This window comes from Sphingobacterium griseoflavum (genome assembly GCF_014653155.1).
Lineage (GTDB): Bacteria > Bacteroidota > Bacteroidia > Sphingobacteriales > Sphingobacteriaceae > Sphingobacterium > Sphingobacterium griseoflavum.
On record NZ_BNAF01000017.1, the window covers coordinates 17036 to 42489 of the forward strand.

A 25454-nucleotide genomic window follows, 5' to 3' on the forward strand; every position below is an offset into this window, starting at 1 on the left:
GCATTTTCGCCTATCTCAGGGTACGATGCTACCTTTCTTTGTATAGAACTCGACATGCTCATTAAGCAGGATATTCTCCATCGCCCCTTGTTCTTCCAATCGGTCGGGATAAAGGATTCCATAAAGATGGTCGACTTCATGCTGAAAAATGACGGATGTGAATCCCTCGACCAGCTCTTCCACCGTTTTTCCGGTTTTCTTGTCCAAGTACTGTAATTTGATACTGTAGTTTCGAATAACATCCTCTTTCCGATCGGGGATGGAGAGGCATCCTTCAGCACCTTTTCGCAAAAGCTTCGAACGCCATATGATTTTGGGATTAATATAAACTTCAAATGGCTGCGATTCCTTGTCAAATCGCTGAACCCATATTAAGCTTTTGTTCACACCGACTTGCGGCGCGGCGATACCTACCCCGGGATGCGCCGGATCTTGGACCGTGGCAAGCATCCGCGATATCAATAAGGGTAGCGTTGGATCATCGTGCTTTACATCGTCACATTGCGAGCGCAATATCACCGAGTCACGTTTCACCGTGGTCTGCAGCACATACATTTTCTCGTTAGCCTTTCCTGCTTGAATCAGTCTCTTTTCTTTCTCTGTGAAATTCTTCGCCATGGTACTGTCCTGTTCGCGTTGGTTCTTTGGACCCGTGTATTTTTTTTCGCCTGCTTCGATCGCTATATCCAGGTAATTATCTCGTGGTGGTTGCGGACATCGATATCCCGTGCTATAAGCGCAGTACGGGTTATATGCCTTGTTAAAATCGATCGTCAACTTCCCCTGACTGATATCTTGTTTCTTCACATCGATATACCGCCCACTTTCATACGTTGTCTCGCCGGTCGTTTTATCTAAGATAGGAAAAAATAGATAGGATGATTGCATCTTCGACGGAAACAAACTGACATTTTCATAAATAGGTACGCTGAATTGCTGGCCTTTCAGCTTAAAGTGTACGTGGGCAAAGCGCCTGAACTCCTTACTCGTGCCGTCGGAAGTAGGCATACGAAAAGTCGGCTCATCGAAGAGCATTTCCACTGTAGCCTGCACTTTGAACGTCTCGTCCGGCAGGTAATAGTCTAGGTATCGTAAATTCTGCTCGGCAATAGGACCTTTCGCTTGTTGCGACAAACTCGTTAACTGCTGCTTTCTAAAGTTTTTAATTTGCTGTGGATACGTTTGTCCAAAGCCCAATTTCGTGCCCAAAAAAAGTAAAACCAAAAAATACGTATATCGCATCGCTGTTGTCTTTAATCTATCAAATATATAGATTTTTTATTTGCATCACCTAAGTGGATGCTGCGAGCGGAATCGTATTTTTGTTAAAAGAACTGCTCGTATGCGTATAATGGCATTTGATTATGGAACAAAAAGGATCGGTATTGCGGTTACGGATCCTTTGCAGATTATTGCTACTGCACTGACGACCGTGCACCCGGAAAAGATATGGGATTTTCTAACAAACTATTTGTCTGCAGAACAAGTCGAGACATTCGTCGTTGGAAAGCCTGTGCAAATGGATGGCTCAGCATCAGAATCTGCACCACATGTCACCGGCTTTGTTCGTAAATTGCGTAAAACATTTCCGGGCATACAGGTCGTAGAGGTTGACGAACGTTTTACATCCAAGATGGCTTCTAGCGTTATCGCGCAAAGCGGGAAAAAGAAAAGTAAGCGCCAAGAAAAGGGATTGGTAGATACCGTATCGGCGGCTATTATTTTACAGACTTTTATGGAAACTAGATCTTAACTTATGGCATTGAAAGACATATTGTTCTTCAACGAAGACATTACATACCAACTGAAAGATAAACAAAAAATTCGGCAGTGGATTGGAGACACGATCAAGGCTGAAGGTTACAAGCGAATAGGCGAACTTAATTTTATACTCTGTTCGGATGCCTATTTGCTTGAAATAAACAAAGAATATCTTGATCATGACACGTATACGGATATCGTCACGTTCGATTCGTCGGAAATGGACGATACCATTGCGGGAGATATATTTATTTCGGTAGAGCGTACAAAGGAAAATGCAGCAAAGTTTGCGGTTTCTGAGCGCGATGAATTGCATCGTGTTATTATCCATGGTGTTCTTCATTTGTGCGGCTTCCACGACAAGAAAAAGGAAGATAAGGCACTGATGACCGATAAAGAAAATGAGTATCTCGGGAAGCGCATCTTCTGATACCAGCTTGCAATTCACTTGATGTTATCCATCCACCATCAGCTCAAACTTTGAGTTACCAAAGGCCAGCGATCTAATCTGTGTAAGAAAAAGAAAGGCCGGAATTTCGTCCGACCTCGCTAATTTTCTTGCTGTCTTTTAAAATACTAGAAACGCTCAAATTGAGAGAAGTAGAAGTTTCCCTCGATTTCGGCGTTCTCGTTCGAGTCAGAACCATGCACCGCATTAGCCTCGATAGATTCTGCATACTTGTTGCGGATTGTTCCTTCATCTGCTTTTTTAGGATCAGTTGCGCCAATCAAGGCACGGAAATCTTCAACCGCATTTTCTTTTTCTAAAATCGCTGCAACGATGGGTCCCGAGGTCATGAACGCTACCAAGTCACCGTAGAATGGTCTTTCTTTATGAACGGCGTAAAAGTTTCCTGCCGATTCAGCAGTAAGCTGGATGTATTTCATAGCGACGATCTTAAACCCGCCAGCGATAATATCATTTAAAATTGCTCCGATGTGACCATTTGCTACGGCATCTGGCTTTATCATCGTAAAAGTTCTGTTTGTTGCCATTGTATTCGATAATTTTTTACAAAGTTAGTAAATCCGTTGTTCTTTACCGTATTGCAGGCGTAGGAAAATAGTGGGATATTCGCTCGGAAGCATAATTGGAGCGCACAGTTTGCCGCAAGTATACACGGACTTATTTTTAAATAAGGGGCTTGCTTTGCAATGGGCAAGCGCTGTTTTTCGAATGAATCGTATAAAACAAAAACAATCGAGCCAAATAGTCGTTACTACCTTTAGTTAATAGGTTAGATATGTATAAGCTTTTAATAATAGCGTGCTTTTTTGCTCTGGTCGATGGCCTGCATGCGCAAGAATTAAAAACGGTATCGTATACCGACGGTACACAGAAATTGAATGGACTCTTGGCAGCTGAAGGAGCGCAAAACAAACCGGGAGTATTGATCCTGCCAGCATGGAAAGGCATCGACAAGGAAGCCAAAGACGCTGCTCTGGCTTTGGAAAAAGAAGGATACATCGCTTTTATCGCCGATATTTACGGGGAAGGAAACATTCCGCAAGATAATGCGGCCGCTGGGAAGATTGCGGGAAAATACAAAAGTGATTACAAAGCCTATCAGCACCGTATACACTTGGCACTGGAGGAGCTGAAAAAGGCAGGGGCGCATACTGATAAAATTGCTGTAATCGGATATTGCTTTGGTGGAACAGGTGCCTTGGAAGCTGCCAGAGGAGGTCTCCCGGTGCAGGGTGTGGTCTCTATACATGGGGGGCTCGCCAAAGACAGTGCGCGGCCAAATACGCCTTTGTCAACCAAAATTTTAATCGAAAACCCCGCAGAGGATAAAGGCGTCACGCCTCAGATCTTGGATGCCCTAACGAAAGAGTTGAACGACGGTGATGCAGATTGGCAACTAATTACCTACGCGCATGCAGGGCATACCTTTACAGACCCTGCATCCCCAGATTACAATAAGTTGATGGCCGATCGGGCTTGGCAGCATACGTTGCTCTTCCTAGCAGAGCTTTTGAAGTAGTGGGCTTTGTCTGTTGCGCGGCTACCCAGGCCGTCCTGTCGTTATCAGAAAAGGAACCATGGTGTGTCTGGCGGCAACCATCCTCAGACATAAACTGACTAACCTGTAGCATGGTGAGCGGAATCCATGCTAACAAATCGATCCATCGAACATGGCTATCTCATGCCAAATTCGGCGTCCCACCCAATCCGAACACCCATCGGTGATTCAAGAATTTAGAACCATTGAAGAGGTCTTTTTTAAGTTTTTAGTGACTATCACGAAGTTTTTACAAAAGCAAAAATAGGCGGAATGAACATTGTGAGCGACTCTTAACACGCAAAAAGCTGGATGTACCCGTTAAAACAGGACACTACAGGTTGCCCTTGCACAACTTACTTGATAGCTTAGTAATAATATCTATGCAGCTCTTGTGCTAACCCAAGTGTTGGAATCAACCACTATGCTGTTGTACGCTATCAATTAAAGGAATGATGAGAAGTAAAAAAATCATAATACTAAGTTGGACATTGCTGTGTATCTGTTTGCATGGAATGGTTAAGGCGCAGGATCAATTCCCCGATGGCAGTATAATTACTCCTTGGTTCAAGCAGATCGAGCCAACACGGGTAGCGATATTGGGCAAGGCCTATCGTATCACAGATTTCGCCGTGGAACAGGATAGTATGCTCGTACAAACGGAAAAAATCCAAGCAGTTATTGATCAGGCGTATGAGGCGGGGGGCGGCGTTATTGTTGTGCCGCGCGGAACTTTCCTCAGTGGTTCTCTTTTTTTTAAAGCCAACACCCATTTGCATCTCGAAGAAGGGGCGGTTTTAAAAGGGAGTGACGACATTGCTGATTTCGCGCTACGCTTGACACGTATGGAGGGGCAAACATTAAAATATTTTTCAGCCCTCGTGAATGCGGATAACGTGGATGGATTTACCTTGTCTGGAAAAGGAACCTTGGACGGTAACGGACTACGTTATTGGAAAGCTTTTTGGCTACGCAGAGCGTTTAATCCAAATTGCACCAATATGGATGAAATGCGCCCGCGTGTGCTATATGTATCGAATAGCAAAAACGTACAGATATCGGGCGTGCATATGAAAAACTCGCCATTCTGGACGTCACACTATTATAACGTGGAAAACTTAAAACTACTGGATTTGCGCATCACGGCTCCGGAAAAACCCGTTAAGGCACCCAGTTCCGATGCCATAGACCTTGATGTCTGTAAAAATGTACTCATTAAAAACTGTTACCTATCGGTAAACGATGATGCCATAGCTTTAAAGGGAGGCAAAGGACCGCGAGCGGATAAAGATCCTAATAACGGCGGAAATGCGAATATCATTATTGAAGATTGTGCCTTCGGTTTCTGCCACAGTGCGCTTACTTGCGGAAGTGAATCTATTCTCAGTTATAACGTTATCTTTCGGAATAATACCTTGGATAAGGCGAAGAAACTCCTGCAACTTAAAATGCGGCCGGACACACCACAAGAGTACGAACACATCTTAATCGAGAACGTGACCGGCAATGCCAATAGCCTGCTGTTTGTAAAGCCTTGGACACAGTTTTTCGATCTAAAAGGAGAACAGGACATTAAACTGTCTTATGCACGAAATATTACCCTACGGAATGTCACCTTGGATTGCGATATCTTATTCGACGTCAATAAATCCGATCAATATCAACTCTCGAATTTTACGTTTGATAACCTAACGGTAAATGCTTCAAAGCGTGCCAATATCCAGCAAGAGTATGTCACGGATTTTCAGCTGAAGAATGTACGGGTAAACGGAAAACCAGTTGCTAAAAAATAATGTAAACCTATGCAATCATTCCCATTCGTGCGCAATAGATTATCGTTGTGGTTACTAGCGCTTCTTCTTTTCGGCCTAGCGTCCACCGTGAATGCCCAGCGTTTGGTTGAATTTCTTGATCGCGGTTTGGTGGCGCTAAAAACTTCGGATGAATCGACTTTCTTAAGTTGGCGCCTCTTGGCGACAGATGATTTTGAAACACCATTTACGGTGTATAGGCAGTATCCCGGTGAGCAGCAAGTACGGCTAAATGACAAACCCTTGCGTAAAGGAACAAACTTTTTGGATAACACAGTAGATCACAGCAAAGATGTAACCTACACGCTGATGGAGTGGCAGAAAGGAAAGGAAATTGTCTCGGCTACGATCACTATGAGAGCAACGGATTCCATTCGGCCGTATTTGGAAATCCCGTTACGAACTCCTGTAGGCTACAGCCCTGGCGATGCCTCTGTTGCTGATTTGGACGGTGACGGTATCTACGAAATTGTAATTCACCAAACCGGCAAGGCACACGACAATGCCCACAACGGAATAACGGACGAGCCCATCTTGCAGGCATATAAATTGGATGGAACCTTCTTATGGGAGATAAATTTAGGCAAGAATATCAGGGAGGGTGCGCACTATACCCAGTTCATGCTGTATGATCTGGATGGAGATGGTCGAGCGGAGTTGGTTTGTAAAACAGCAGATGGCACAAGGGATGGATTGGGTAATATCATAGGTGATGCGCATGCTGATTGGCGAGATACAGCAGCCCAATCGCGGACATTTGGACGCATTTTGGAAGGACCAGAGTTTTTGACTGTTTTTGATGGCTTGACGGGCGAAGCAATTAGTACAGTAGATTACTTGCCTGCGCGGGGCAATTTGCGCAGCTGGGGCGACACCAATGCGAACCGCTCGGATCGATTTTTAGCTGCGGTTGCCTATTTAGATGGAAAAAATCCATCTGTCATCATGACGAGGGGATATTATGAACGTACGGCCTTGGCTGCTTGGGACTTTAAGGATAAAAAACTACAGAGTCGATGGGTCTTTGACACCCAAACGCGGGAGCATCCGTATGCTGGCCAAGGCTACCACAGTCTATCTGTGGCCGATGTTGATCAGGACGGGAAGGACGAAATAATTTTTGGCGCAATGGCCATTGACGACGACGGTGCGGGCCTATACAGCACGGGGCTAGGCCATGGCGATGCGCTACATGTCGCAGATCTGGATCCTGATCGGCCAGGACTGGAGGTTTTTGGCATCCATGAGCTTAAAGGTGGTCGCAAAGGTATTGGTGCAGCCTTGCGAGATGCCCGTACAGGCGAGGTACTATTTCAAGGAGCTATCGACCAAGATGTGCCGCGCGGCGTAGCCGCCAATATAGATCCAGCGCACAAAGGCGCCTACATGTGGTGGTTGGGGTCAAAATCTCTTTATGACATGAAGGGCAACGAGGTGGGCGTGGCTCCAAGGTCGACGAATTTCTTGATCTGGTGGGATGGCGACCTCAGCCGAGAGTTACTTAATAGCAATTATATCGAGAAGTACAACGAAGGCGTTATTTTTAGGGCGGATGGCGCCTCATCTATCAATGGAACAAAAAGTACACCCAATTTAAGTGCTGATATTTTGGGAGATTGGCGGGAAGAACTTATTCTAAGGGCCGACGACAACCAATCCTTACACATCTACAGCACCACTATTCCTACAGAACACCGGCTCTACACCTTGATGCATGACCCGCAATACCGATTGAGTATCGCATGGCAAAACGTTGCCTACAACCAACCCCCGCACACCAGCTATTATCTCGGTACCGGAATGGATATGCCTGCTAAGCCTCACGTGCAAGTTGTCCGTCCAAAGCGGGCTATCCAGGCTACAGCGGGCAGGAAACTGTTTCGCGATCCGGTTGAAGATGGTGCTGCCGACCCCGCAGTGATTTGGCACGCGAAAAAAAAGAAATGGAATATGCTCAACACCAACTGGGCCGCAAGGCCGCTGGCAATGTTTGGCGTAATATGGCTACGCGCGGCATCTATTGGCGTGGCGGTTTCGGCTGATGCTGTGAATTGGATCTACGAGCATAGTGCAAATTTTAATGCTTCCCATAGCACCGGTACAGGTTGGGCGACCGAGATCTTATCCCATAAAGACGGATATAGCTTTCCGACGACCATACCCAAACAAAATTTAGCGGGGATAAAAAATTTGACATCCGGTTTGGAGGGCTCGTCCGGTTCGAATCAACCATTGAAACGGTATCTAAGATAATGATTATGACAAGAAATAGAATGATCAAGGCTTTTGTCGTTTTGTGCTTCATCATGACTTGTGGATTTATTGCGGAGCAGGATCGACCAACCCTATTTGTGATTGGCGATTCTACGGTGAAAAGTGGAAGAGGTGACGGTAGTGACGGACAGTGGGGCTGGGGTAGCTTTATTGGCGACCACTTGGATACATCGGCTATACGTATGGAAAATTGTGCCTTAGGCGGGACAAGTAGCCGAACTTTTTATAATAATCCAAAACTATGGCAACAGGTGTTGGACCATGTTAAACCTGGCGATTATGTGATCATGCAGTTTGGGCATAACGACGCCAGTCCTATAGTCGATACGCTGCGAGCACGAGGTACAATCAAGGGCAATGGCGAAGGATACAAAGAAGTCTACAATCCGTTGCTCAAGCAAAAGGAAATGGTCTATAGCTATGGCTTTTACTTGCGAAGATTTGTGAAGAATGTACAAGATAAAGGCGCAACGGCGATCGTTTGTTCGCCCATTCCGCGTCACGCTTGGGATGGCGAGAAGGTTAAGCGTTCGGATTATGCAACTTGGGCAGAAGAAGCTGCTCAACAGGCTGCAGCATGTTTCGTGCCGTTACAAGATTTGGTGATCGATCATTATGAGCAGGTGGGAAAAGTGGTCGTGGCAGCGAAGTATTTTGGGCCGAAAGATGGAACGCATACCACGCAGGCAGGGGCCCAATTGAACGCTACGCTGTTGGTAGGCTATTTAGCAGATAGTCCACGTCTCGGGCTACATAAATTCCTGAAAAGATAAGCTGACAAGCGATAATGATCTGAAATTATATGAAGAAAAGAAGAATATTGTCATTGGGGATGCTGTTTTTAACTGCACTGCTTGCCATTGGATGCGCCACCCGGGCGCCCCAAAGAGTGCGCATGCCCTTTGCAAGTAAGCAACAGGTGTTGGAAGTTTTGCGGTCTACAAATACTTATTTTATGGAGAAGTGGCCCGATACGGGAAAGCCAATTTACACCACGCGCTGGCGGCCCAGTAATATATGGACGAGAGCGGTGTATTACGAAGGCTTGATGGCACTGTATGCGATCGATCCCGACCGTCGTTACTATGACTACGCGGTAGATTGGGGAACAAAGCACCAATGGGGCCTGCGAAATGGCGTAGAAACACGCAATGCGGATGACCAAGCTTGCGGACAGGTATACTTAGAGCTATACGAACTGGATAAGCAGGAAGAAAGGATCCTTGCAATCAAGAAGAATATAGATTTCGTTATGCATTCGGGCAAGGTGGATGATTGGACATGGATCGACGCCATTCAAATGGCGATGCCCGTTTTCGCGAAACTTGGCGTGATGTTCGGTGACCCACGTTACTTTGATTACATGTACCAGATGTATAGCTACTCCAAGAACGAAGAAGGTGGTGGCTTGTACAATCCAAAAGATAAGTTATGGTGGCGCGACCGCGATTTCGTCCCGCCTTACCAAGAACCCAATGGTGAGGACTGCTACTGGTCTCGTGGTAATGGCTGGGTCGTTGCTGCCTTGGTGCGTGTCCTGACCCTGATTCCGGCAGATGAAAAGAACCGTTCTGTTTATGTACAAGATTTTAAAGACCTGATGGATGGGGTGCTGAAAGCACAACGGAAGGATGGCTTTTGGAATGTCAGTCTGCACGATCCGACCAATTTTGCTGGCCGCGAAACTACGGGCACCGCGCTTTTCCTTTATGGTATGGCTTGGGGGATTAACCAGGGCATGCTAGATGCAGAGGTCTATCGACCAGCTTTAGAGAAAGGCTGGCAAGCGCTGGTTGATGAGTCCGTGCATCCATCCGGCTTTTTAGGTTATGTGCAAGGAACCGGAAAACAACCGAAAGACGGTCAACCGGTTGGATTTTCTACCGTGCCTGATTTTGAAGACTACGGATTGGGATGTTTTCTCCTTGCGGGTTCTGAGCTGTATAAGTTATTGGAAGACGATCGCTAAAAGACGAACATACAGGCTAATAGCTTGCTGTAGAATACATAGGAAACTTGAAATAAGACATATTTATAGAAATATAATGATGGAAAAGATTGCGTTTAAAATGAAACTAAAGCCGGGAAAGCGAGCGGAATACGAAATTCGGCATGCGGCAATTTGGCCAGAGTTGGTCGCGCTTTTAAAAGAAAATGGCATCGCCGATTACACGATTTTTTTTGACGAAGAATCCGATTCCTTGTTTGCCGTCCAGCGCCTGAACGGGAATTCATCGCAAGAGCTGGGGCAAACAGAAGTGGTACAACGCTGGTGGAAATATATGGCCGATATTATGGAAACAAATGACGATTACTCGCCTGTATCTGTACCGCTCTCCACCGTGTTTCATTTAGATTAACGACGCATGGCAAAGATATGTTTGATCATACTATATTTCAGCCTCATACTACATGCTGCTTTCGCGCAGGAGGGGTGGCCCACCGTGACAAAAGAAATGAAACCTTGGACCCGATGGTGGTGGATGGGATCAGCCGTGGACAAGCCCAACTTGGCGCGCGAGCTGCAAAGCTTTGATGATGTCGGAATCGGTGGCGTCGAAGTGACGCCCATTTATGGCGCAAAGGGTTACGAATCGCGTAATATTCCTTTTCTATCCAGCAATTGGATGGATATGCTGGCATTTACTGTGGGTGAAGCGAACAGGTTGGGACTTGGAGTGGATATGAACCTAGGTACTGGCTGGCCATTCGGAGGACCGCAGGTGAGCGAAAAAGATGCGGCGACCAAGTTCTTCTTGGATACAATCAGTTTGAAAAGCGGTGATGAGCTACACTTTCCGCTGATACCAAAGGACGGCAAGCAGACTTTTGCTCAACTGCAAGCAATTCGTGCATTTACATCAAACGGTGAAGAGATGAATTTAGATCGATACATTGGAAAAAAAAAGGCGCAATGGTCTGCTGGTGAAGATGTATGCGTGATTGCGCTTTTTTCCGGTCGTACTAAACAAAAGGTGAAGCGCGCCGCTCCAGGCGGAGAAGGTTACACGCTCGATCATCTAGGCGCAACATCGGTGAATCACTATCTAGGCTCGTTTGCGCAAGCTTTCAAAGGCAGGCAAATCCCTATACACTCTTTCTTTAACGATAGCTATGAAGTGTATGGCGCAAATTGGACCGATAGTTTTTTGGAGGAATTCAGGAAGCGGAAAAATTATAAATTGGAAGATCGCCTTTTGGATTTTGCTGGTAAGGGAAACGATAAAGATCGGGAGGGACGTGTGAAGGCTGATTATCGTGAAGTTGTGAGTGCAGTACTGCGCGATAATTTTCTCTTACCCTTTACCAATTTCGCGCATCAGCAAGGGGCACTGTCCCGAAATCAGGCGCATGGTTCACCAGGAAACTTAATCGACCTGTATGCGAGTACAGATATTGCAGAATGTGAAACATTTGGTTCCAGCTTTTTCAATATTCCCCATTTACGGAGAGACTCCGCAGATATCCGCAATGTGGATCCTGATCCGATGATGTTTAAATTTGCTTCTTCTGCAACCCATACGCATGGGAAAAAATATACCTCATCGGAAACATTTACGTGGCTTACCGAGCACTTTAGAACATCCTTGTCGCAAACAAAGCCTGAAGTTGAGCAGCTCTTTCTGGCTGGAGTGAACCATGTTTTCTATCATGGCACAACCTATTCCCCAAAAGATATAGCTTTTCCCGGTTGGTTATTTTATGCATCCGTAAATTTTACGAGCCATAATCCCTTGTGGGCACATATGGATGGGTTGAACCGATACATTACGCGTGTACAATCTATCTTGCAATCCACGCAAGCTGATAATGAGCTGCTGGTTTATTGGCCAATCTATGATATATGGCACGAAACGGATGGACCGTTTAAAACACTTAGTGTACACCACGTCGACCGATGGTTGCATCCCACAGCATTCTATAAACAAAGTGTTGCCCTACAGCGGGCGGGATATAGTTTTGATTTTGTGACGGATGCTATTCTGGAACAATCGACCGTCCATCACGAAGGCGTGGTCACAGCAGCAAATGCACGGCCTTACAAAGCGGTGATCGTTCCGGAAAGCAACTATTTTTCGGAAAAAACTTTCGCGAAGCTGCTCGATCTGGCCAAAGAAGGGGCAACGGTCATATTTCAAGGCCTGCCCCAAGACGTTCCAGGCTTTCATCAGGTAGTCGAACGTCGTCGGCAATTAAGTGATCTTCGTGCCACCTTAAAATTCTCGGCAGATGAAGAGAACCAATACACGACATATGGTAAAGGCAAAATCTATTTGACCAAAGATATGCACTCCGCGCTGGAAACGGAACAGATTTTCGCAGAGCGCATCGTGCGTTCCGGCCTGCAATTCAGTCGGCGTGTGGGACAAGAAAAAATATACTACTATTTTGTAAATCATAGTGATAAAATGATTGATGATCTGTTTCGTTTAAATACATCGGCTGCAAGTTATACCCTGTTAGATCCACAGACGGGAAAAATATTTGAGCTGCCCACCCAAAAAGGCCACGTTCGGCTACAGATCCCGGCGGGCTATGCTTGGCTCGTCGCCCTATCTGACAAGCCTGTCGCTGCAACTACTTACCGGTACATCAATAAACAGACGGAGCTTCCCGTTTTTAATCAGCCTTGGAAAGTAACGTTTGTCGACGGAGGACCGATATTGCCGAAACCCCGGACATTAAAACAACTATCTTTTTGGACGGCTTGGAATGACGACGATGCAAGTCGGTTTTCAGGCATCGCTAACTACGAAACTACGATCCAATTGGATAAACAGCTTAACAAATCTTATCTACTGACTTTAGGCACCGTCGGTGAAAGTGCGCGCGTTTTTGTGAACGATAAAGAAGTCGGTGTACTGTGGGCCCATCCATTTCAATTGGAAATTGGAGATGTCCTACAGCAGGGGAGAAATACGATCCGGATCGAAGTCGCCAACCTAATGGCTAATCGCGTTCGTGATTTAGACAAGCGAAAGATTTCTTGGCGCAATTACCATGAAATAAATTTCGTTAACATCGACTACAAAACCTTCGATGCTAGCTCTTGGCAAATGATGGATAGCGGTCTGGAAGGCCCCGTGAAGCTCTTCCTTTATTAATTGCCACCCATAAAAAGAAACGCGGCTGTTCATGCAGAGGACAGCCATTTTTTGCTTTTCCATTTTCCTGACTTTGTTCAAACGGTGAAAAAAAGGTAGCTGTATACGTAACTTTTCTAATGGAATCCATGTAGGCGCAGGACAGTTGTTACAGATGAACTACCTACATTGTGGCTGATAACCAGATAAATCTATACATCATACAAAACGTTAAGACTATGAAAACAACGATGCTGTTTCGTTTTCTATTAACAGTTCTACTCGGCTTTGGCTACGAAGCTTTTGCACAAGAATTATGGAAAGGAAACGTAATGGATGCTATGCAGAAACCTATCGCGGGCGTCTCGGTAACCGTCAAAGGAGATGCGAATAGGTCTGTTTCCTCCGATGTGCGTGGAGCTTTCGAAATATCCGCACAGAAAGGTGAGATATTGCAGTTCTCCTCTGTCGAATATGAAAGCCAGGAAGTCCAACTCGGCGACGTCAAGCCGCTTACGATCACGCTGAAAAGCAAGGAGGAGCTGATGGAAGAAGTGGTGGTAATTGGATATGGCACGCAAAGGCGTTCCAATGTCATTGCACCAATTTCCAAATTTAACGCTGAGGGGCTACAGGAACGGCCGGTGATCCGTGTCGATCAGGCTTTGGTGGGACAGATGTCGGGAGTGCGTGTCAAGCAGACAACGGGTATTCCAGGAAAAGGACTTAGTGTGCAGGTTCGGGGATCGGGTTCAATCACCGCCGGTAGCGAACCACTGTACGTTATCGATGGATTCCCATTAACGGTTTCCTCGCCCAATGGTTCCGGGAACTACGCGGCCGGAAATCCACTTGATAATATTAACCCTAATGATATCGAATCTATTGAAGTCTTGAAAGATGCCTCCTCTGCAGCTATCTATGGATCAAGAGCGGCTAACGGGGTCGTACTTGTCACTACAAAGCGAGGGAAAACCGGACAGTCGAAATTGACCTTCAATACCTATTTGGGTGCGTCGGAAGCGTACAAAAAATTGGATATGTTAAACGGTGAAGAATGGATCGACCGTGCCATAGAGATGATTAATGCACAATGGGCAGCGTCCGGTAGCGACCGTACGGCAAGCCAAACAACCGAACAGCGACGGGCTATTTTGGGCTTGTCTCCCGGAACGGTCAATCCGTCGTTTATGTACGATGATCGCTGGTTGCAAGCCGGCTATCCCGGTCTTTATTTGATGAATTGGCAAGACGAGGCCTATAGAAAAGGCTTGGTGCAAAATTATCAGTTGGCCGCATCAGGAGGAACCGATTTTGTAAACTATTATATTTCCGGGAACTACATGGATCAAAAGGGGATTGTACAGGGCTTAGACTATAAAAACTATGCGCTGCGTGCAAACGTTGATGTCAAGCCCACTAAAAAATTGGCTTTCGGGCTAAATTTGGCACCTACCTATTCCTTGGCCAACGACCCCGGAGTGGAAGGTAAGGATAACATCATGCATCAAATCTACTCGATGTCGCCGGTACAAGATCATCCGGTGGGTATGGTTAACGTCTTTGAAAACGAAAAATACCCGTGGAGCGTCTCTACCAATGATCCTATTGCGAAGCTGAATAACTATGTCGGTGAAAGTAAGATCGCGCGGGTGCTGGCGAGTATGTATGGCCAATACCAAGTTTTGGATGGATTGACGTTTAAGACGACCTTGAATATCGACCATACGGACCGACAGGCAGCAAGTTTTGTGCCTTATACCGTATCCGGGACCTTGGCAAGCCGTATCAATAACCCGAATCTTGCAACCTCTGGATCGGCTAATAGTTATCGTCGTCAAACCATCGTTAACGAGAATACTTTACATTATGATGCGAATATAGAAAAGCACAATATCAGCACCTTATTGGGACATGCATACAATTATGATCGCTTGGATAACTCGTCGATCAGTTCTCGTGGCGGATACACAAACAGTTCTATACGCACCCTTAATGCTGCCGTCAATACAGTCGCTTCTACCAACGCAAGTAAAAACCTGATGCTTTCCTATTTTGGCCGTCTGCAATATGCGTATGATAACAAGTACCTGTTTTCTGCGAGTTTACGGCGCGATGGTTCATCCCGCTTCGGAGCTAATACCAAATGGGGCTGGTTTCCGTCGGTGTCTGCTGGGTGGCGCCTATCCGATGAGGCTTTTTTGCATTCGCTCACCCTCTTGAATGATTTAAAGATTCGGGGAAGCTACGGGGAGTCGGGGAACAACAGCATCGGTGATTACAGCGGCATATCGGTGTTGGATTTTTACAATTATACGTTTAATGGGGCGGTCGTGCCCGGCCAAGCCCCCGCCAACATCATTAACCCAAACCTCACTTGGGAGAAATCTCGTACGTTTGACCTGGGAGTAGATTTTGCGATCTTCCATTCACGTCTTTCCGGATCGTTTGATTGGTATAAACGCACCAGCAGCAGTCTATTGCTGAATGTCCCGGCGATGTTTGCCACTGGATTTTCTAATTATTTGGATAACGCGGGTGAGGTCAAGAGCCGCGGCTGGGATTTGGAGTTGACCTCCCGCAATCTTGTGGGATCCAATTTCACTTGGTCGACCTCGTTCAACCTCAGTAATAACAGCAACAAAATCACAAAATTGATTGGAAACCAACAACAGATTCTGATTCCGTCTTCCTTTGATGTCGAGCACAGTATCCTTCGCGTAGGCGAACCAATGTATTCGATTTATGTCGTGCAACAGGATGGAATACTAAGCCAGCAGGACATCAATAGCGGTGCGGCTCTGTTCGGTAACCAAGTCGCGGGAGATCCACGTTATGTGGACGCAAACGGTGACGGAGTAATTGATGCGAATGACCGGGTGATTGTTGGGCATCCCAATCCGGATTATGTGTGGGGTATCACGAATGATTTCCGTTATAAGAATTTTGACCTAAGTATATTGTTCCAAGGGCAACAGGGTGGGCATATCTATTCCTTGCTAGGGCGCGCATTGGGAAGAACGGGGCAAGGGTCTACCGACAATGCACTCGGTTTTTACCGGGATCGTTGGCGTTCCGAGGAAGATCCCGGGGATGGCCGAATCGGTAAGGCTTATTCCACATTCGGCCGTATAAAAAATACCGATTGGTTATATGCTTCCGATTATTGGCGCTTGCGTAATGTGACTTTCGGCTATAATTTCCAAAATTTGCGACTTGGAGGTAACGCAAAACTGCATAATGGACGGCTCTATGTGACCTTGGAAAACTTTTTCGGACAGGACAAATATGATGGCGGCGTTAACCCTGAGGCGGCGAACACAAACCTTAGCGGAAGCAGTAGCTATCCCGAGGCAGGAGATTATGGTGGACTCGCTCTTCCGAAAACAATCACTTTTGGTATTAACTTGACATTCTAAGACAATGAGAAAGATACTTTATACAGCATTTTGTTGCGTATTGCTGACTTCCTGTGACATGGATTTGGGACAGCAACCTCTATCCCAAGGAACTTCAGAAACCTATTTTCAGACGGTAAACGATTTTAACCAAGGTCTTACAGCCATTTACAGTGCGGCACGTACTTATCCAGACCGCCTGCTTAACCTGTCAGAAACACGTTCAGACAATCTATACGCGGTTTCCGATGGAGGGGTTCGCGATTGGGAAGGCATCAACAGCTTCCACAGAAACATCGACGCCAACCCATATGTGGTGGAAGCGTGGCAGGGCAATTATATCGGCGTCTTTCGTGCCAACAATTATCTAGAGCAGCTCGCGACAAAAGGGGAAAATGTGGTGACGGATGCCGTGCTTCGACGCAGGATGGAGGCGGAGGCGCGCTTCCTAAGGGCATTCTTCTATTTTGACCTCGTCCGTTATTTTGGACAGGTACCACTTATTGATCGGGTGGTGTCCGATGCGGAAGCCAAAACCATCGGGCGCAGTCCCGTGGCAGAAATTTGTAATTTTATCGAACAGGATCTCCAATTTGCCATCGACAATCTGCCAAAGCCAAGTGCCTATCTTCCGGCAGAGCGCGGTCGTGTGAATACCTATGCAGCAAAAATGCTGTTAGGTTTACTGTATATGAGTAAGTCAGGACCTACCTTAAATGTAGATGGGATCGGCCAAAATAGCAACGAATGGTCAAAAGCGGTAAGTCAATTCAATGATATTATAGCCAGCAATGAGTTTGGTAGCTTAACAAGCTACGCGGCTATCTTTGATTATGCTAACGAGCGAAATAGTGAAGTGATCTTTAATATTGAGTATGCAAGTGGAGGGAACCCGATTGTAGGCGCTACGTTTCCGTGGGTGCTCGTTCCAGATACGTATTTTCAATCGCTCGGATTCTCCGCTCAAGGCGGGCTCACTATTCGCCCGGTTTCCGAGGACTTGGTACATAAGTATGCCAGCGCTGATGTGCGTAAGTCGTTTGCCATTCAAAGCAGCTACGCCAACGGTCCGGTCGTAGAGAATCGCCCATTCATCAGGAAGTTCGTGGATATCACCAAGGTACCAACCACAAGCCGACTGGATTGGCCGATTAACTTTATTGTATTTCGGTATACGGATCTCCTACTGTTGAAAGCGGAGTGTATACTAAATGGGGCGCCAGGCGATGCGGCAACGGAAGTGGATGCGGTGGTCAATGCCGTTCGTAGCCGTGCGGGCTATACCGAACCATTGTCCGGCGTTACAAAAATGCAATTGCTGGAAGAACGTCGCCGCGAGTTTATTGGCGAGGGAACGCGATGGTTTGATCTGATCCGGTCAGGTATAGTGGAAAACACCCTGAAAAACTGGATACAGAAAGAGGATACTGGTGGACAGATGGAAGACTTTGTGGTAGATTATGTTCTTTATCCTGTTCCGCAGTCGGAATTGAACAAAAGCCCCGGGCTCTACGAACAAAATAAAGGATATTAGTAAGCGGTTTGATCGACAACACCGTACGGGCATGGCCACCTATCTTTGTACGGTGTTGTTTCTAAATTAAGCGGCGTCCCGAAGAAATTACAGAACGACAAAAATTGTATTTCTATTCAAAAAACCGTTTCTTTAACACATCACGTAGATGACGCAGCCATGAACAACCAAGAATTCATTAAGAGTATCCAGATCAGTGACTTTTCTTCGACACCGAAATATCTGCAGTTGGCCGATGCTGTGATTGATGGCGTGAAGAACAGCCATTTGAGGCAGGGAGATATTTTACCGTCGATAAATGAGCTCAGTGTGCATTTGGATATTTCGCGTGATACGGTCGAGAAGGGCTATAAGCATTTAAAAAGTTTGGATATCATCTCTTCCACGCCGGGTAAAGGTTATTTTGTAGCAAAGTCTGACGTGGTTAACAAACAAAAGATAGCCCTTTTCCTCAATAAGTTGAGTGCCCATAAAAAAATCGTGTACGACGCTTTTGCCCGCGAACTCGGTCTGGAAGCTTCCGTGGATCTCTTTGTTTACAATAGCGATATCTCCCATCTGCGCACGCTGTTGTTGAATTTAACAAAACAATACGATCGATACGTTATTTTTCCACATTTTAAAGAAGGACGTGATCAAGCACCAGAGGTGCTGTCGCTGATTCCCAATGATAAGTTGATGCTGCTCGGCAAGATGGTGGAGGGCGTAGAAGGCGATTTTGATGCGGTGTATGAAAATTACGAAAAGGACATCTATGAGGCGCTGGAAAAAGCCTTAGACCCTTTGTCAAAATACCGGACGCTGAAGTTAGTATTCCCTGACAACAGCGATTATCCCAAAGCGATTATTAAGGGTTTTTATAAATTTTGCCAGCAATATGCATTTGATCATATATTGGTGGGAAATCTGGTGAAGGAGTCGCTAAAAAAGGGGGAATGTTACATCAACCTCGCGGAGCATGATTTAGTCCTGCTTCTCGAGAAATGCATCGCCAAAAATTTCCAGGTGGGCCGCGATGTAGGCATTATCTCCTACAATGAAACACCGTTGAAGAAATTTATTTTGAAAGGTATTACCACTATTTCTACAGATTTTGAGCTCATGGGCAGATATGCCGCTCAAATCATCAAAGCAAAAGAAACGAAGCAGCTTGAAGTACCCTTTTACATCAATATTCGGCCTTCTATTTAATTCTTCCTAAAACTTTTCAAGTCCCGATATTTTTCTTGCGTACCAAATCGTTTGGAACCCAAAGAGCCACAGCCAGCAAATTGTAAAAAAGCTGTTAGGTTGGTCGCCAACACGTTGAATAAGCTGCTTTTCTCCACAAATTATGTGCGTTTCAGGACAGCGCAGGATACCTTTGGTGCCTGTTTTTGATATCTTGTTGCCGTAAACCTATAATGCTGACTGTAAAATAGTAAACCATGAATCGTAAAACAGGGAACGATATATGTCCTTTTTCGAGAAGACGCTTTATCCAGTCGGGGATGCTGCTGTCGAGCGTGCTTTTTATGCAGCCGTTGTTAGGTAAAGAGGCTGGAAATCCACCGGTGCCGGCCTTTACATTAAAGCCTATTGGCCGATCATTGGCGCTGAAGGATTACTATATCTGGTGCTCTTCACCGATTTGGGGCGAGGATGGCAAAGTGCATTTGTTTTACTCGCGTTGGAAAAAGACACGTGGGATGAGTGGTTGGATCCACGGATCGGAAATCGCCCATGCGGTAGCCGATAGCCCCTACGGCACCTTTCAACACCAATCGGTGGTGTTAACGCCCCGTGAAGGATATTGGGACAGCACTACCTGCCACAATCCACTGATCAAAAAGGTGGATGACACCTACTACCTATTCTATATGGGTAATTCAAATGGTAAAACTGATACGAAACGCATCGGCATCGCTACGGCTAAGCATATCGACGGACCTTGGGAGCGTATGGATGAACCCTGCCTGTTGCCGGGAGAACCCGGTGCTTGGGACGATCATTGCACCACCAACCCTGCTTTTGTAAAAGGCGGTGATGGGAAGTATTGGTTGTTCTACAAATCATGGAACACCGCTGAATACCAGCATGCGAAAGGAGCCATTCGTGGCAATCGAAAATATGGGCTGGCAAAAGCCGATCATCCCGCTGGACCCTACGAACGCGTGTCGCGACATCCTATCCTCGACTTTTCTGATAGCCCCAACAACGCGCAACTGGAAGATGCCTACGTTTGGCAAGAGCGAGGAGCTTATCACCTAATCGCGCGCGATATGGGCTTTTTTAATCACGAATTTGGTTTGCTACTATCGTCAAAGGATGGTCTTAACTGGTCGTCTCCTCGGGTTGCGTACCGAGCGATGACGGCTTATGTGAAGGAACGAACGCCGGCCGCTCACTTGAAGCGTTTTGGTCGCTTAGAACGCCCCATGTTGCTGTTGGATCCTGTAACGGAGAAGCCCAAGTTTTTGTTTGGCGCCACACAAGGTGGGGATGATGATAGCGCCACAACATTTGTTTTTGAGATTGTATCGTATAAACTTTGATTTTTTTATAAACACCAATGATGAAGAAACTGATTGGAAGCATCCTCCTATGTTTGACCATAACTTATTCCATGGCGCAGGAGACCAAATGGACCACCGCAGAGCAGCCACTTGCAGCGGTAAAAGACCTTAAGAAACAGGTCGTTGCACCGAAATTCCGCAAAAAAGACTATGCTGTAACCAACTTTGGCGCAAAGGGAGACGGAATAACGAAGAATACGGAAGCCTTCCGGAAGGCTATCGAGCAATGTAATAAAGAAGGCGGCGGACGCGTAGTCGTACCAAAAGGCATCTTTTTGACAGGAGCAATCTATTTAAAAAGTAACGTGAATTTATACGTTCAGGAAGGTGCCACCATTTTGTTTAGTCGCGATAGTTCAGACTATCCCATGGTCTTCACGCGTTGGGAGGGTATGGAATGTATGAATTTCTCTCCTTTCATCTATGCCTATGGAGAAGAAAATATTGCTATTACGGGAAAGGGCCTTTTGGATGGCAATGCTGATAACGACCATTGGTGGTATTGGTGTGGTGCACGCAAGTATGGTTGGAATGAAAATAGACCGGGCGAGCAAAAGCCTGCTCGGGCGATCTTGCACCAACAGATGGCCGAAGAGATAAACCCCCGGAAAAGAATCTACGGTGACGGACATTTCCTGCGCCCGAACTTTGTACAGCCTTATCAATGCAAAAATGTGTGGATTGCCGATGTGAAAATGGTCAACTCGCCGATGTGGAACCTTAATCCGGTGTTATGCGAGAATGTGCTGATTGAGCGTGTTAAGATTGTTAGCCATGGACCTAATAATGATGGGTGTGACCCAGAAGCTTGCAAAAATGTATGGATCAGAGATTGTTATTTTGATACAGGAGACGATTGCATAGCAATCAAATCAGGGCGAGACGAGGATGGCCGTAATATTGGCCGTCCGGCGGAAAACCACATTATTGAAAATTGCATGATGAAAGACGGCCACGGCGGAGTCGTAATCGGTAGTGAGATAGCCGGAGGAGCAAGAAACATCTATGCGTTGAACAACGTGATGGACAGTCCAAATCTAGACCGCGCGCTACGGATAAAAACAAGCTCTAGCCGAGGAGGCACCATCGAAAATGTATTTTTCTATAATACCCAAGTAGGGCAATATAAAGAGGCGGCAGTAAGGTTCAATATGTTTTACGAAAAGCCAGGTAAGCATATTCCGACGATCCGCAATATATGGGTGGAAAATCTGAAAGTGAAAGGCGGCGGTAAGTATGCCGTGCTGTCCAGCGCTTACGAATCATCGCCTGTAACGAATTTCACCATGATCAACTGTAAGATCGACGGTGTTCAAGAACCCTATAAAGTGGATCACCTGAAGCAGGTGACACTTAAGAATGTGGTCATTAACGGCAAGCCGGTTTCATCATTTGATTAATGGTATATAAATTACTGATAGCAGCACTGGCATGGAGCGCTTTGGTACAGGGACACTGTCATGCGCAATCCAAGCATGGAGAAAAACAGCTACGTAACCTACATTATACCGCAGATCAAGGGGATTTCCTGCTGGTGGATGGCCGATATCGATTTAATCGGGCATTATATGGTGATCATCGCGCATCACGCGTCGAAGCAGGCGACTTACCCGAGTTTGCGCTTTATCTCCCGGGCATGGGAGGCAATCTACAGTTTGTGATTGCTCGAAATGGTCGCTACAAAAAGCTAATCGATGCCGATCGTATAGAGACACGTTATCGAGCAGGTAAGATGACGTATCGTATTCACGACGAACTTCTTGGCGGGGGATCGCTGAATTTAACGTTGCTGGCCCAATATGCCGCAGAGGGTCTGGTATTGGAGATGTCCGGTGATCGTGTAGATCCTAAAACGCTTTTGTATAGTATATACGGTGGTGCGAGTGGTAAAACTTTTAGTCGGAATGGTGATATCGGTGCCGACCCGGAATCCAATTTCTATCTTTTGCCAGCATATGCAACAGGCAATATTTTCGATGTAAAGAAGACGGGGTTCTCCTTGCGTTATACCGGCAAGCGAAATGAAGAGCAGTTTGTGCATGGCGATTTCGGTGGTGCTGTCAATGTGGTATTAACGGATGCGGAGGTGCTGGAACAGCTTCATGATCTAGAACGGCATAAACCGGCCGCTAGCCCGATAATCTGTGCAAAATACGAAGCGTTTTCCGAGCCAGTATATATCCAAGTGGCAAAGGGGCGAGGCCAAGGAAGCCGCGCGACGAACGACGAATTGGCTGTCTTGTTTAAGGAGGCTGATCATGCCCGGCGGGCCTTGGCCAACCGTATAAAACTGCGCACACCGGATGCACATATCAACAATGTCGGAGAAACCCTTGCACTTGCAGCAGACGCTATTTGGGAAAGTCCCAGTTATTTGCATGGCGCTGTGGCATGGCGGATGCGCCTCAATGCTTGGCGAGGAGCTTACTCCGCGGATGCATTAGGATGGCACGATCGCGCCAGGGAGCATTTTTCCGCCTACCTGCGGTCGCAAGTATTGGAGCCAGCCACCGGCCCGGTGGTTATGGATACCACATTGCATCTAGCGCGGCACATAGAGGAAATGGGAACCTCGGTATTTAGCAGCGGATATGTATCCCGAAATCCAAATAATAATCGGGTGCCCCACCACTATGACATGAATCTGGTGTTCTTCGATCAGTTGTTTTCCCATTTTGATCACACCGGCGACAAAGCCTATTTAAAGGAGGCTTGGCCCAGTATCCTTAGGCATTTGGCGTGGGAAAAAAGAAATTTCGATACCAACAATGATGGGCTTTATGATGCATACTGTGCGATTTGGGCCAGTGATGGTTTACAGTATTCCGGAGGAGGAGTCGCGCACAGCAGCGCTTACAATTATCGAGCGAATCGCGCGGCGGCTGCATTAGCTGGTATCTTAGGCATCGATGCCCAGCCCTTTACCGCAGAAGCCGACAAGATTGCAAAAGCATTGAAAACAAGATTGTGGATAGCAGATAAAGGTCATTTTGCAGAGTTTGAGGATCTGTTGGGCAATAGATTGCGACATGACAGTCCGGGGCTTTGGACGATTTACCATATCGCAGACGCCTTTCTGTTAGACGATTTTGAAAGTTACCAAAACACGCAATACATCCATAACCATTTGCCGCATATCCCCATACAGGTTAAAGAACAAACTGAATCTCATTTATATACCTTGGCAACCAGCCGTTGGCAACCTTATACCTGGTCGATAAATAATGTGGCCCTGGCTGAAAATTTGCAAGCAGCACTGGCATTTTGGCAATCGGGACGCCAAGAAGATGCCTACCTGCTATGGAAAAGTAATCTGATCGAGAGTATGTACCATGGAGTCAGTCCGGGGAATTTCCAGCAATTATCACATTACGACGCTTTTCGAGGAGAACTATACCGCGATTTTGCGGATCCGATTGGCGTAGCATCCCGAACGCTGGTGGAAGGACTATTTGGTGTTGTACCACGTTTAATGCAACAAGAGATACATGTTAGGCCAGGTTTTCCGCGTTCTTGGAATTTTGCGGAGATCGATTTGCCACAATGGCAATATAAGTATCGGAAGACAGATCGTGGAATGCACTTCGATATACGGACCCAATTTAAACAAAAGTTGAAACTTAAGATGGAGCTTCCCATCAGCTTTAAACATGTTAAATCGGTGACGGTCAATGGCGAAGATGTGCTATGGAAGCTAAAGTCTACTGCTGTAAATGGCCCTGTCATCCTTTTTGAAACAGCGGCATCATATAATTTTCAGGTCGATATTGATGGAGAAGGTACATTGGATCCTGCAGAAACAGTGGTTTTCGAGCACCCTTACCATGAGGGTTTTATATTGCCATTGGGCGAGGGAGAGCATATGGGCGAGATCCACGATCCGCAGCAACTAGTGCGTGCGCACAGGGGCAATCGATTTCAAATGCAACCTGAATGTAGGAAAGGTACTTTCTTCGTGCACATCAAGGCCGGGCAGATGAGCTTTTGGCGGGCCGTCGATATCTCGCTGGTAGCGCCTGTACAGCATCATTTTTTAACAACGGACAAAAAGCAACAACTGCACTTGAAAAACAACGGAGTGGCGGCCTGCAACGTCTTACTTACTGCACCTACCTTCCAGCGGGAAATAGCATTGCCTCCCGGCGGGGAAGGTCTTTTGGAAATCCCAGCCGATATGCTAAGCAAGGGAACCAACGATTTTGCCCTTAGCGTGGGGGAGATCAAATGGAAAATCTCCACTACTATTTGGGAACTGCCTCATCAGCAGCATTATATTCAACAGGATCTTTCTGGGTTTTACAACGCGCGTGTAAACCAAATTTTCCAGCAACACTACCTATCGCCGCGTCCTGTAGGGCCTACCTTGCAACTGCCTTGGCAAGGGATAGGTAACTGGTGCTACCCGTTAACAATGGCCCAAATTGATGACCAAGGATTGATGGACGCGCGGAAAGACGAAGTCGCAACTTATCTAGGTATTCCTTTTCTGATTAAGGGAGCACAGCACAATATCATTTTTGCAAGTCAATGGGACAATTACCCGACACAGCTGGATATCCCGCTATCGGGCAGGGCAGCGAAGCTTTACGTACTAATGGCAGGTTCTACGAATCCGATGCAGTCGCAAATCGTCAATGGGAAAATTCGCGTACAGTATAAGGATGGACACGAATCGATCCTGGAGCTTCACAATCCATCCAATTGGTGGCCGATCGAGCAGGATTATTTCAATGATCAATATGCCTTTGATTTGCCCGATGACCAAATCCCCTATCGGGTGAAACTCAAAACAGGGGAATTGTATCGAGGGGGAAGCCTAAGTCGGTATGATGACATAAAAGGCTACACATCGCGTGCGGTGGATGGAGGGTCAGCTACTATTTTAGACTTGCCACTGGACCCATCGAAGGAACTTAAATCACTAAGCTTGGTAAGCGAAGCCAATGACGTGGTGATCGGCATTATGGCCGCAACACTGCTGAAAGCTAATGGGCAGCAACCCATAAACAAATAGATTGAAAACGAACGTCT

General features: G+C 46.3%; 17 protein-coding genes. 15 read left to right on the top strand and 2 right to left on the bottom strand.

Features of this window, described 5'->3' with window-relative positions; translation table 11 throughout:
• Positions 1 to 15: 15 nt before the first annotated feature.
• A complete protein-coding gene (gene def / locus IE165_RS17365; RefSeq protein WP_189627922.1) occupies positions 16 to 1242 on the bottom strand; it encodes a peptide deformylase in 1227 nt (408 codons plus the stop codon).
• A 100-nt stretch (positions 1243 to 1342) separates the two neighbouring features.
• Between def and ruvX the strand changes: the two genes are divergently transcribed.
• Positions 1343 to 1753 (top strand): Holliday junction resolvase RuvX, encoded by a 411-nt coding sequence (gene ruvX, locus IE165_RS17370; RefSeq protein WP_189627923.1) that lies wholly within the window; start codon positions 1343 to 1345, stop codon positions 1751 to 1753.
• A 3-nt stretch (positions 1754 to 1756) separates the two neighbouring features.
• Positions 1757 to 2191: an rRNA maturation RNase YbeY gene (gene ybeY / locus IE165_RS17375; RefSeq protein ID WP_189627924.1), complete on the top strand. Its 435-nt coding sequence runs from the start codon at positions 1757 to 1759 to the stop codon at positions 2189 to 2191.
• Positions 2192 to 2337: 146 nt separating this feature from the next.
• Here ybeY and IE165_RS17380 read toward each other — a convergent pair whose 3' ends face one another.
• Positions 2338 to 2757, bottom strand: coding sequence for a nucleoside-diphosphate kinase (locus tag IE165_RS17380; RefSeq protein ID WP_189627925.1), 420 nt, complete (start codon positions 2755 to 2757; stop codon positions 2338 to 2340).
• A 248-nt stretch (positions 2758 to 3005) separates the two neighbouring features.
• On the opposite strand from IE165_RS17380, the gene IE165_RS17385 reads away from it, so the two are divergent.
• The 13 genes from IE165_RS17385 to IE165_RS17445 all read left to right on the top strand — a co-directional run bounded on the left by IE165_RS17385 (position 3006) and on the right by IE165_RS17445 (position 25437).
• Positions 3006 to 3749, top strand: coding sequence for a dienelactone hydrolase family protein (locus IE165_RS17385; RefSeq protein WP_189627926.1), 744 nt, complete (start codon positions 3006 to 3008; stop codon positions 3747 to 3749).
• A 470-nt stretch (positions 3750 to 4219) separates the two neighbouring features.
• Positions 4220 to 5560, top strand: coding sequence for a rhamnogalacturonidase (locus IE165_RS17390; RefSeq protein ID WP_189627927.1), 1341 nt, complete (start codon positions 4220 to 4222; stop codon positions 5558 to 5560).
• Between the two features lie 9 nt (positions 5561 to 5569).
• Complete coding sequence (locus tag IE165_RS17395) at positions 5570 to 7831, top strand: rhamnogalacturonan lyase family protein (protein ID WP_189627928.1); 2262 nt, start codon at positions 5570 to 5572, stop codon at positions 7829 to 7831.
• A 5-nt stretch (positions 7832 to 7836) separates the two neighbouring features.
• Entirely contained in the window at positions 7837 to 8625 is a 789-nt protein-coding gene (locus tag IE165_RS17400; protein WP_189627929.1) for an SGNH/GDSL hydrolase family protein, read from the top strand.
• A gap of 29 nt (positions 8626 to 8654) precedes the next feature.
• Positions 8655 to 9821 (top strand): glycoside hydrolase family 88/105 protein, encoded by a 1167-nt coding sequence (locus tag IE165_RS17405; RefSeq protein WP_189627930.1) that lies wholly within the window; start codon positions 8655 to 8657, stop codon positions 9819 to 9821.
• A gap of 76 nt (positions 9822 to 9897) precedes the next feature.
• Entirely contained in the window at positions 9898 to 10212 is a 315-nt protein-coding gene (gene rhaM, locus IE165_RS17410) for an L-rhamnose mutarotase (protein WP_229826630.1), read from the top strand.
• A gap of 6 nt (positions 10213 to 10218) precedes the next feature.
• The gene (locus tag IE165_RS17415; RefSeq protein WP_189627931.1) at positions 10219 to 12957 is read left to right on the top strand and encodes a glycosyl hydrolase; all 2739 of its coding nucleotides are present in this window, start codon (positions 10219 to 10221) and stop codon (positions 12955 to 12957) included.
• Between the two features lie 218 nt (positions 12958 to 13175).
• Positions 13176 to 16355 (top strand): SusC/RagA family TonB-linked outer membrane protein, encoded by a 3180-nt coding sequence (locus IE165_RS17420; protein ID WP_189627932.1) that lies wholly within the window; start codon positions 13176 to 13178, stop codon positions 16353 to 16355.
• Between the two features lie 4 nt (positions 16356 to 16359).
• Positions 16360 to 17868 (top strand): RagB/SusD family nutrient uptake outer membrane protein, encoded by a 1509-nt coding sequence (locus IE165_RS17425; RefSeq protein ID WP_189627933.1) that lies wholly within the window; start codon positions 16360 to 16362, stop codon positions 17866 to 17868.
• Positions 17869 to 18027: 159 nt separating this feature from the next.
• Complete coding sequence (locus tag IE165_RS17430; RefSeq protein ID WP_189627934.1) at positions 18028 to 19059, top strand: GntR family transcriptional regulator; 1032 nt, start codon at positions 18028 to 18030, stop codon at positions 19057 to 19059.
• A 236-nt stretch (positions 19060 to 19295) separates the two neighbouring features.
• Positions 19296 to 20402, top strand: a complete 1107-nt coding sequence (locus tag IE165_RS17435; RefSeq protein ID WP_189627935.1) for a glycoside hydrolase family protein — start codon at positions 19296 to 19298, stop codon at positions 20400 to 20402.
• A gap of 17 nt (positions 20403 to 20419) precedes the next feature.
• Positions 20420 to 21823: a glycoside hydrolase family 28 protein gene (locus IE165_RS17440; protein WP_229826631.1), complete on the top strand. Its 1404-nt coding sequence runs from the start codon at positions 20420 to 20422 to the stop codon at positions 21821 to 21823.
• Positions 21823 to 25437 (top strand): DUF4450 domain-containing protein, encoded by a 3615-nt coding sequence (locus IE165_RS17445; protein ID WP_189627936.1) that lies wholly within the window; start codon positions 21823 to 21825, stop codon positions 25435 to 25437. Before IE165_RS17440 ends, IE165_RS17445 begins: the two co-directional genes overlap by 1 nt.
• The last annotated feature ends 17 nt before the right edge of the window (positions 25438 to 25454 follow it).